This window comes from Staphylococcus sp. EG-SA-2 (genome assembly GCF_017152085.1).
Map to the genome: position 1 here is coordinate 1 of NZ_JACYHC010001182.1, position 10,000 is coordinate 10,000.

A 10,000-nucleotide genomic window follows, 5' to 3' on the forward strand; every position below is an offset into this window, starting at 1 on the left:
AATCTTATACTTATCAAAATTTATACTGTGAAGCGAGTCTATTGGCTAAAAGACTCAAGGCTTATCAACAATCTCGTGTCGGGCTATACATAGATAATTCGATTCAATCGATCATTTTAATACATGCATGTTGGTTGGCAAATATTGAAATTGCGATGATTAATACAAGGTTGACACCTAATGAGATGACGAATCAGATGAGGTCAATCGATGTACAATTGATTTTTTGTACCTTGCCACTGGAATTGCGAGGGTTTCAAATTGTATCGCTGGATGATATTGAATTCGCTGGAAGGGATATTACAACGAACGGTTTGTTGGACAACACAATGGGTATCCAATATGATACATCGAATGAAACTGTGGTGCCGAAAGAGTCGCCGTCCAACATATTAAATACATCATTTAATTTAGATGACATTGCATCAATTATGTTTACATCAGGGACAACGGGCCCTCAAAAAGCGGTGCCACAAACGTTTCGTAATCATTATGCCAGTGCAATCGGATGTAAAGAGAGCTTGGGATTTGATCGTGACACTAATTGGCTATCTGTCTTGCCGATTTATCATATTTCGGGTCTCAGTGTACTTTTAAGAGCTGTTATTGAAGGTTTTACTGTGCGCATTGTTGATAAATTCAATGCCGAACAAATTTTAACGATGATTAAAAATGAACGAATCACGCACATTTCGCTTGTGCCACAAACTTTAAATTGGCTTATGCAACAAGGTTTACATGAACCTTATAATTTACAAAAAATATTACTCGGCGGTGCTAAATTATCTGCCACTATGATAGAGACGGCATTACAATATAACCTGCCAATTTATAATTCATTTGGTATGACTGAGACATGTTCGCAATTTTTAACAGCAACACCGGAAATGTTGCATGCACGTCCTGACACTGTAGGGATGCCAAGTGCCAATGTTGACGTTAAAATTAAAAATCCTAATAAAGAAGGTCATGGAGAATTAATGATTAAAGGTGCCAATGTGATGAATGGATATTTGTATCCAACAGATTTAACGGGTACGTTTGAAAATGGTTATTTTAATACAGGTGACATTGCTGAAATAGATCATGAAGGTTATGTTATGATTTATGACCGACGTAAAGATTTAATTATTAGTGGCGGTGAAAATATTTATCCATATCAAATTGAAACGGTAGCGAAGCAATTTCCAGGTATCAGTGACGCAGTATGTGTAGGGCATCCTGATGATACTTGGGGCCAAGTGCCTAAATTATATTTTGTCAGTGAAAGTGACATTTCAAAGGCACAATTGATTGCATATTTATCAAAACATTTAGCGAAATATAAAGTACCGAAACACTTTGAAAAGGTTGATACTTTACCTTATACATCAACGGGTAAATTACAGAGAAATAAGTTGTATAGAGGATGATTTGATGAAGTTGACAGCTTTGCATTTTTATAAATATAGTGAGCCATTTAAGTCACAAATTGTAACACCGAAAGTCACTTTAACGCATCGTGATTGTTTGTTTATCGAATTGATTGATGACAAAGGAAATGCATATTTCGGGGAATGTAACGCTTTTCAAACAGATTGGTATGATCATGAAACAATTGCTTCAGTGAAACATGTAATTGAGCAATGGTTCGAAGATAATAGAAATAAATCATTTGAAACGTATGAAGCAGCACTAAAATTAGTAGATTCATTGGAAAATACGCCTGCTGCAAGGGCAACTATTGTCATGGCATTGTATCAAATGTTTCATGTACTGCCTTCATTTTCAGTAGCATATGGAGCGACAGCGAGCGGCTTATCAAATAAACAACTAGAGTCATTGAAAGCAACAAAGCCGACCAGAATTAAATTAAAATGGACGCCTCAAATCATGCATCAAATTAGAGTGTTACGGGAATTAGACTTTCACTTTCAATTGGTTATAGATGCAAATGAGTCATTGGATCGTCAAGATTTCACACAGTTACAGCTATTAGCGCGTGAACAGGTTCTTTATATCGAAGAGCCATTTAAAGATATCTCCATGCTTGATGAAGTAGTGGATGGAACAATACCTCCAATAGCCCTTGATGAAAAGGCAACATCGTTGTTGGACATAATTAATTTGATAGAATTATACAATGTGAAAGTTGTTGTATTAAAACCATTTCGTCTAGGTGGCATTGATAAAGTGCAAACGGCAATTGATACTTTGAAAAGTCATGGTGTAAAAGTGGTTATTGGCGGCATGTACGAATATGGTTTAAGCCGTTATTTTACAGCGATGCTTGCTCGTAAAGGTGATTATCCAGGAGATGTTACACCAGCAGGTTATTATTTTGATCAAGATGTGGTTACTAAATCAGGCATATTAAAAGAGGGGCGACTCGAATTTCGCCCCCCTTTAGTGGATATAACTCAATTACAACCATATTAATGGTTATGTTTATGTGAATGCTTGCTTGCTGACTTGTCTTTTTTTAACGGAACAGGGTCAAAGCCACCTTTATGAAGCGGATGACATTTTAAAATACGACGGATGCCTAAATAAAGGCCTTTGAAAGCACCGTGGTATTGAATCGCTTCTCTAGTGTACTCTGAACATGTTGGATAAAAACGACAAGTTGGTGGAGTGAGTGGCGAAATGAAACGTTGATAAAAATGAATCATCGCCAAGAATATCTTTTTCATAATTAATGCCTCCAACGATAGTAATTAACTATTATATTAACATACAATGTAGGGATGTGATGCGCGTGAAGTTTAGGGATAAAGATAATCGTCAAGTTAATTTGACATTTAAAAAGGATAATGAGATAGCAGATGGCAATCATGTGCTAGCTATTCCAACGTTTAAAAATCAATTGCTTTTTACCAAACATAATTTACGGGGGATTGAATTTCCTGGTGGTAAAAGGGAACGCGGGGAAAGTAGTGCTGAAGCAGTTACCCGTGAATTATATGAAGAAACAGGCGCCAAAGTTAAAAATATTCATTACATAGCACAATATACCATTGAAACACATGATCAAACTGATTTTGTAAAAGATGTATATTTTATCGAAGTTGAATCATTGGTAAGCAAGAACGATTATTTAGAAACAGCAGGGCCAGTGTTGTTTAACTGTATCAATGATATTGAACTCGCACAACGGAGTTTCTTACTGCAAGATAGTACCATTTTAAAATGCGTAGAGAGGGTGCAATCACTTGGATTTTATCAAACGTAAACGAATGCCAATTGAATCTTTTACGCATCAATTCGAAGAAATTACATATTTGTCAGATGACTTACAAGTAAAAGCTTTAATGATGACACCACATCATGAAGTAAATCGCATTGTAGTTTATTTGCGAGGTGGCAAAGGTCAAGTAGGACGTGTGCGCGCAGGTAGATTAATGCAATTTTCAGATAGTCAAACTTTAGTGATTGGGCCATACTACCGAGGTAACAATGGGAGTGAAGGTAAAGACGAATTTTACCGTGGCGATTTAAATGATGTGACGCAATTATTAAGGTTGCTACATGATAAATATCCACATGCATTTATCCACATGGTTGGTTTTTCGCGAGGTGGTTTACAAGGATTGTTGACATTTCAAGACTTACCAGTAACAAGTTATACAATCTGGGGTGGTGTCTCAGATATTGATTTAATGTATGAAGAACGTGTCGATTTAAGAGGCATGCTACGAAGAATGATTGGTCATCCGAAAAAAGATCGAGCGGCATATGAGGCACGCCAAGCGATTCCAAACATTAATGAAAACAGTCCGCCAATATTAATTGTACATGGAGGGAAAGACCAGCAAGTTGGTATTCATCATGCGTATTATTTAGCGGACCAACTAGAGTTAAAAGGTGCCACGCATGAAACATTTTATCAAATGGCAGAAGGACATGTGCCAAGACCACCAGCGATGGTTGAAACATTGACTTATATTAAAGAGTTTATGAAACAAGTTGAGTTGCATAGCTAGTATGAAACGTGGTGTGCGCATGGGAACTATCAAGCTTTGAAGATGTGTGATATACGTTGAATGAGGGGTATGCGCTTTCAATGAAAATGTGCTCCATGCAGATAACTGTATGTGCTTTTTGTGAATAGGAACAACTTGCGTTGAGTTAACGATAAGTACTTTATGCAAAGTGGGGCAACATGCATAGCGTAAGGAACCGGTACTTTATGTGAAGACGTGCTGCTTCCATTAAATGAGTGATGCGAGTTTGGCATGAAGGTCACCTTAAATGTGCATTGTTGTAATAAAATTGCCTATAAATTTTTAGCACATAAAATAAGAGGAGCCAACCATTGTTAGACTATAACAACGGTTGGCTCTTTAATTAGTATTCAAATTTATTTGTTGAAGCTACCTTTTTCAGCAATATGTTCAACTTTTTCACCAAATTTTTCGAAGTTCTTTTCAAAACGTTGAATTAAATCTTCTGCTTGTGCTTTATATTTCTCTTTGTCGCTCCAAGCATTAATTGGATTTAAAATTGTTTTCGGTACATCTTCAATTTCTACAGGAATGCTTAAACCAAACGTACTATCTTTTGTATATTCTGCATTTTTCAATTTGCCAGAAATCGCTTGGTTTACCATTTGACGTGTGTAATGTAAGCTGATTCTACGTCCTACACCATATTTTCCGCCAGTCCATCCAGTATTAACAAGATAAACATCAACATCATGTAAATCGATAAGTTCACCTAATAAATCAGCGTAAACAGTAGGGTGTAACGGGAAGAACGGTGCTCCGAAACATGTTGAGAATGATGGTTCAGGTTCTGTCACACCACGCTCTGTACCAGCTAATTTAGAAGTGAAACCACTCAAGAAATGATACATTGCTTGGTCTTTATTTAACTTTGAAATCGGTGGAATAACACCAAATGCATCCGCAGTTAAGAAAATAATTGTATTTGGATGTGCTGCTTTTGATGGTACTACAATATTGTCAATGTGATTAATTGGATAAGCGGCACGCGTGTTTTCTGTATAACGATTGTCTTCAAAGTCCACTGAACCATCTTCTGCAACTACAGTGTTCTCTAAAATTGCACCATATTTGATTGCGTCAAAAATCTGTGGTTCTTTTTCTTTGGAAAGATTAATTGCTTTTGCATAGCAGCCACCTTCGATATTAAAGACCCCGTTTTTATTCCATCCGTGTTCATCATCACCGATTAGTTTACGGTGTGGGTCAGCCGATAAGGTTGTTTTACCAGTGCCAGATAGACCAAAGAATAATGCAACATCGCCTTTTTCACCAACGTTTGCTGAGCAATGCATGCTCATAATATCTTGCATCGGTAAGAGATAATTCATTACAGAGAAGATACCTTTTTTCATTTCACCAGCGTATTCAGTACCGCCGATTAAAATGACTTTGTGTTTAAATGAAATAATGACAAAGGTTTCAGATTTAGTACCATCAACTTCTGGATCTGCTTTAAAATGTGGTGCAGAAACGATAGTGAAGTTAGGTTTAATCTTTGTAGCTTCTTCTTTTGATTCAGGTCTAATAAACATATTTTTAGCAAATAAATTATGCCATGCTAATTCATTGATGACTGTAAGTTTTAACATTGTATCTTTATCGCTACCAGCGTAGCCTTTAAATACGTATAGTTCATCTTTTTTATCTAAATAGTCTAGTACTTTATGGTATAACTTCAAGAAAGTTTCTTCATCGATAGGTTGATTAATTTCTCCCCAATCAATGTTATCTCTATATGAAGGTTCAGAGACAAAAAATTTGTCTTTAGGCGAACGACCAGTATATTTTCCAGTACTTGCATTAACAGCACCAAGTTCTGTTAATACCCCTTCGTTATTGTCTAAGATTTTATTATAAAGTTGTGTCGTCGAAAGTTGAAAATGTGACGTTGGTTTTTTCAGTAATTTGTCAATTTTAGTTGTTTCAGTGTATGTGTCTACTGACATCCTAAATCCCTCCAAAGCGATAATTTAAATGTAAGCCTTTACATTTAATTAGTATAACACATTAACATAATTAATCTACAATATTTTACTGTAAATTTATTTGTGAAAAATTGACATTAATTCATTAATTAGGTACTATTATTTTTAACGGATTCTCTTATCCTGAGTGGTGGAGGGACATGGACCCAATGAAACCCAGCAACCTCTTTTTTTATAAAAGAAAGGTGCCAAACCGTTTGCAGACAAATAGGTCTGAACGATAAGAGCGAATGGACGTATTAGGCCTTCTCTCTATATTAATAGTTAGAAGGTCTTTTTTATTTAGCTCACAGAGAGAGAATTTTCGTAATATAAATTTAAAGGAGCAAACTATGTTAAATAACAAACGATTATTTACTTCAGAGTCTGTTACAGAAGGACACCCAGATAAAATCGCTGACCAAGTGTCAGATGCAATATTAGATGCTATTTTAAAAGACGACCCAAATGCACGTGTAGCTTGTGAAACAACTGTTACAACAGGTATGGCATTGATCGCCGGCGAAATTTCTACAACAACATATGTTGATATTCCGAAAGTTGTTAGAGAAACAATTAAAGAAATTGGATACACAAGAGCAAAATATGGTTATGATTATGAAACAATGGCAATTTTAACTGCGATTGATGAACAATCACCTGACATTGCACAAGGCGTGGATAAAGCATTAGAGTATCGTGATAAAGATAGCGAAGAAGAAATTGAAGCAACAGGTGCAGGTGACCAAGGTTTAATGTTTGGTTACGCAACGAATGAAACAGAAACGTACATGCCTCTAGCAATTTATTTATCACATCAATTGGCAAAACGTTTATCTGATGTGCGTAAAGATGGTACGTTAAATTATTTACGACCAGACGGTAAAGTTCAGGTCACTGTTGAATATGATGAAAATGATAACCCAGTACGTATTGATACGATTGTCGTATCAACACAACATGCTGATGATGTGACACTTGAACAAATTCAAGAAGACATCAAAGCGCATGTCATTTATCCAACTGTTCCAGAAAACTTGATTAATGAACAAACTAAATTCTACATCAATCCTACAGGACGCTTTGTAATCGGTGGACCTCAAGGTGATGCAGGATTAACAGGACGTAAAATCATTGTTGATACGTATGGTGGCTATGCACGTCATGGTGGCGGATGCTTCAGTGGTAAGGATCCTACAAAAGTAGACCGCTCAGCTGCATATGCTGCACGTTATGTGGCTAAAAATATTGTTGCAGCAGGTTTAGCAGATCAATGTGAAGTACAATTGGCATATGCGATTGGTGTTGCAGAACCAGTGTCAATTGCAATTGATACATTTGGAACAGGTAAAGTTTCTGAAGGACAACTTGTCGAAGCAGTTAGAAAACACTTTGACCTAAGACCTGCAGGCATTATTAAAATGCTTGATTTGAAACAACCGATTTACAAACAAACTGCTGCTTATGGTCATTTTGGACGTACAGATGTATTATTCCCATGGGAAAAATTAGACAAAGTGGAAGAATTAAAAGACGCAGTAAAATATTAAGATGAATTTAATATAGCTAAATAAAAGATTTTCGGTATATAAATGATAATATGTATCGAAAATCTTTAGCTTTTCTATTATAATTAAAGTTATTCATATATTAAAAAGGAGCGTTGTTGTGATGGATTTATCTTCACCGATAGTCATTGGACTCATTATTGCAGTAGTCATTGCATTAATCTTTTTTGTCCTTTTCTTAGTTACCTTAGGTAGTAAGAAAAAAGTTAAGCGACAAACAGAAGAAAAGTATGAACAACAAGAACAAAACATTAAAAAGTCTCATGAAGAAGCTTTAGAGAAAGAGCGTATTCAAAATAAAAAGACAATTACAAAACAACAAGAAGATTATAATCACATGGTTAGTACAAAAGATCGTGAGATTGACGCATTAAAATTGTTCTCGAAAAATCATAGTGAATATGTAACGGACATGAGATTAATTGGTATTCGTGAAAGATTAGTTAAAGAAAAACGAATTCGACCAGAAGATATGCACATTATGGCAAATATCTTTTTACCAAAGGATGGCTTTAATAATATTGAACGAATTAGTCATTTAGTATTAACAAGAACTGGTCTTTATATTATTGATTCTCAATTGTTAAAAGGTCATGTTTATAATGGTATTAGTGGCGGTCAATTTAAAGATTTACCACCAATGGAACAAGTATTTGATACATTGGATTTAGATAAATCTAGACCACAAACTATTGTGATGGATCAAAATGATGACAAACGTTCATTATCTTTTGTAAATTATTCAGATCAAATTGAGGCGATTAAACAATTGGCTGAAGACTTACAAAAAGAATTAGGTGCCAAATATACGCCAACTTCAATTTTATACTTTAATCCTAAAAATGAAGGCGATGTAACGATTTCAAATTATAATCAAAATAGTGCTGTCAAAGTGCTTGTCGGTGCTGAACAATTAGACGAGTTCTTTAACAAATTTGTATTCCATGGTCGTATTCAATACAACGTGGAAGACTTACAACAAATGATGGATAAAATTGAATCATTCAATTAAATGTTAGGCTGAAGTGATGACTATATGTTGTGACTTCGGCTTTTTTAGTTTGTCATAAATTAAACATAATTGCTTTTACAATTTGATTAATGTTTGAGAGATATTACTAGAATTTTAGTGGTTGATTGCTCTAAGTGTTTTTTCTCATGTATTCAACTCAGATTTGTTATGATAACAGGGTATAATACATCAAAAAGGTGAGGCGATATTTATGGAGGTTAAAACATTTTATAATGGAAACACGATGCCACAAATTGGTTTAGGGACATTTCGTGTGGAAAATGATGAAAATTGCATGGAAAGTGTTAAGTATGCCATTGAACAAGGATATCGTAGTATTGATACCGCAAAAGTTTATGGGAATGAAGAACAAGTAGGTGCTGGCATTCGTGCCGGATTGGAGTCAACTGGTATTGCTAGAGAAGACTTATTTATTACTTCAAAATTATATTTTGAGGATTTCGGTCGTGAAAATGTAGCAGCTGCTTACGAAGCTAGTTTATCTAGATTAGGTTTAAAATACTTAGATTTGTATCTAGTACATTGGCCAGGCACGAACGAAGCCGTAATGGTTGATACATGGAAAGGTATGGAAGATTTATATAAAAATAATAAAGCTAAAAATATAGGTGTCAGCAATTTTGAACCTGAACATTTGGAAGCTTTGTTGGCACAAGTGTCAATTAAACCTGTAATTAATCAAGTTGAATATCATCCATATTTAACGCAACATAAATTGAAATTATATTTGGCAGCACAACATATCGTGATGGAATCTTGGTCACCATTGATGAATGCACAAATTTTAAATGATGAGACAATTAAAGACATTGCTCAAGAATTAGGAAAGTCACCTGCCCAAGTTGTTTTAAGATGGAATGTGCAGCATGGTGTGGTTATAATCCCTAAATCGGTAACACCAAACAGAATCTCTGAAAACTTCCAAATATTTGATTTCGAATTATCAGATGAACAAATGACGCGAATTGATGGTTTAAATCAAGATAAGAGAATTGGACCTGATCCAAAAACTTTTGAAGGATAGATTAAAATCACTCAACTGATGAAAAGGTTAGATGGATTGTCACAGGCTGGGACATAAATCAATGTTCTATGCTCTACGAAGTTATATTGGCAGTAGTTGACTGAACGAAAATGCGCTTGTAACAAGCTTTTTTCAATTCTAGTCAACCTTGCCGGGGTGGGACGACGAAATAAATTTTGAGAAAATATCATTTCTGTCCCACTCCCTTTATTTTCGACTAGTTTGGAGAATTTATTGACATTCACATTATTTAAACGGTAACAAAGATTATTGAAATTTGGTAGGCATTTTATGGTGCTAAAAAATTTGCATGAAAATTAAAAAATGCTTCGTTCAGGAAGGTGTCGTAATTTACCTATTTGCTGAATGAAGCATTTTATTTTTAAATATGATAGCCAATATAACAAGCTATAAATCCAATGATG

Annotated in this window: 9 protein-coding genes and 1 riboswitch; of the genes, 7 read left to right on the plus strand and 2 right to left on the minus strand. The window is 35.1% G+C overall.

What is annotated here, in order from left to right:
• Both menE and menC read left to right on the plus strand, forming a co-directional pair.
• The coding region (menE, locus tag IDG60_RS19370) for an o-succinylbenzoate--CoA ligase (RefSeq protein ID WP_206161084.1) at positions 1-1,412 on the plus strand (1,412 nt) is incomplete at its 5' end.
• Positions 1,413-1,416: 4 nt separating this feature from the next.
• Positions 1,417-2,418: an o-succinylbenzoate synthase gene (gene menC / locus IDG60_RS19375; protein ID WP_000778528.1), complete on the plus strand. Its 1,002-nt coding sequence runs from the start codon at positions 1,417-1,419 to the stop codon at positions 2,416-2,418.
• Here menC and yidD read toward each other — a convergent pair.
• Positions 2,415-2,672, minus strand: a complete 258-nt coding sequence (gene yidD / locus IDG60_RS19380; RefSeq protein WP_000718107.1) for a membrane protein insertion efficiency factor YidD — start codon at positions 2,670-2,672, stop codon at positions 2,415-2,417. The genes menC and yidD overlap by 4 nt on opposite strands.
• A 65-nt stretch (positions 2,673-2,737) precedes the next feature.
• On the opposite strand from yidD, the gene ytkD reads away from it, so the two are divergent.
• Both ytkD and IDG60_RS19390 read left to right on the plus strand, forming a co-directional pair.
• Entirely contained in the window at positions 2,738-3,211 is a 474-nt protein-coding gene (ytkD, locus tag IDG60_RS19385) for an RNA deprotection pyrophosphohydrolase (protein WP_000672013.1), read from the plus strand.
• 4 nt (positions 3,212-3,215) lie between these two features.
• Positions 3,216-3,962 carry an alpha/beta hydrolase family protein gene (locus tag IDG60_RS19390; RefSeq protein WP_001822900.1) on the plus strand — a complete coding sequence of 249 codons (747 nt, stop codon included), beginning with the start codon at positions 3,216-3,218 and terminating at the stop codon, positions 3,960-3,962.
• Positions 3,963-4,339: 377 nt separating this feature from the next.
• On the opposite strand, the gene pckA is transcribed toward IDG60_RS19390, so the two are convergent.
• Entirely contained in the window at positions 4,340-5,932 is a 1,593-nt protein-coding gene (pckA, locus tag IDG60_RS19395) for a phosphoenolpyruvate carboxykinase (ATP) (RefSeq protein WP_000109906.1), read from the minus strand.
• Between the two features lie 154 nt (positions 5,933-6,086).
• Positions 6,087-6,198: riboswitch (SAM riboswitch) on the plus strand.
• Positions 6,199-6,303: 105 nt separating this feature from the next.
• Here pckA and metK point away from each other — a divergent pair.
• The 3 genes from metK (at position 6,304) to IDG60_RS19410 (ending at position 9,575) form a co-directional block, all read left to right on the plus strand.
• Positions 6,304-7,500, plus strand: a complete 1,197-nt coding sequence (gene metK, locus IDG60_RS19400; RefSeq protein ID WP_000933820.1) for a methionine adenosyltransferase — start codon at positions 6,304-6,306, stop codon at positions 7,498-7,500.
• 121 nt (positions 7,501-7,621) lie between these two features.
• The gene (locus IDG60_RS19405) at positions 7,622-8,530 is read left to right on the plus strand and encodes a nuclease-related domain-containing protein (protein WP_000366158.1); all 909 of its coding nucleotides are present in this window, start codon (positions 7,622-7,624) and stop codon (positions 8,528-8,530) included.
• A gap of 211 nt (positions 8,531-8,741) precedes the next feature.
• Entirely contained in the window at positions 8,742-9,575 is an 834-nt protein-coding gene (locus IDG60_RS19410) for an aldo/keto reductase (protein ID WP_000453306.1), read from the plus strand.
• The last annotated feature ends 425 nt before the right edge of the window (positions 9,576-10,000 follow it).

What these genes read in the sequence shown, in the direction of transcription:
- menC (WP_000778528.1), top strand. Translation starts at nt 1,417, where the DNA reads ATGAAGTTGACAGCTTTGCATTTTTATAAATATAGTGAGCCATTTAAG.
- IDG60_RS19405 (WP_000366158.1), top strand. Translation starts at nt 7,622, where the DNA reads ATGGATTTATCTTCACCGATAGTCATTGGACTCATTATTGCAGTAGTC.
- yidD (WP_000718107.1), bottom strand. Translation starts at nt 2,672, where the DNA reads ATGAAAAAGATATTCTTGGCGATGATTCATTTTTATCAACGTTTCATT.
- IDG60_RS19410 (WP_000453306.1), top strand. Translation starts at nt 8,742, where the DNA reads ATGGAGGTTAAAACATTTTATAATGGAAACACGATGCCACAAATTGGT.
- IDG60_RS19390 (WP_001822900.1), top strand. Translation starts at nt 3,216, where the DNA reads ATGCCAATTGAATCTTTTACGCATCAATTCGAAGAAATTACATATTTG.
- pckA (WP_000109906.1), bottom strand. Translation starts at nt 5,932, where the DNA reads ATGTCAGTAGACACATACACTGAAACAACTAAAATTGACAAATTACTG.
- metK (WP_000933820.1), top strand. Translation starts at nt 6,304, where the DNA reads ATGTTAAATAACAAACGATTATTTACTTCAGAGTCTGTTACAGAAGGA.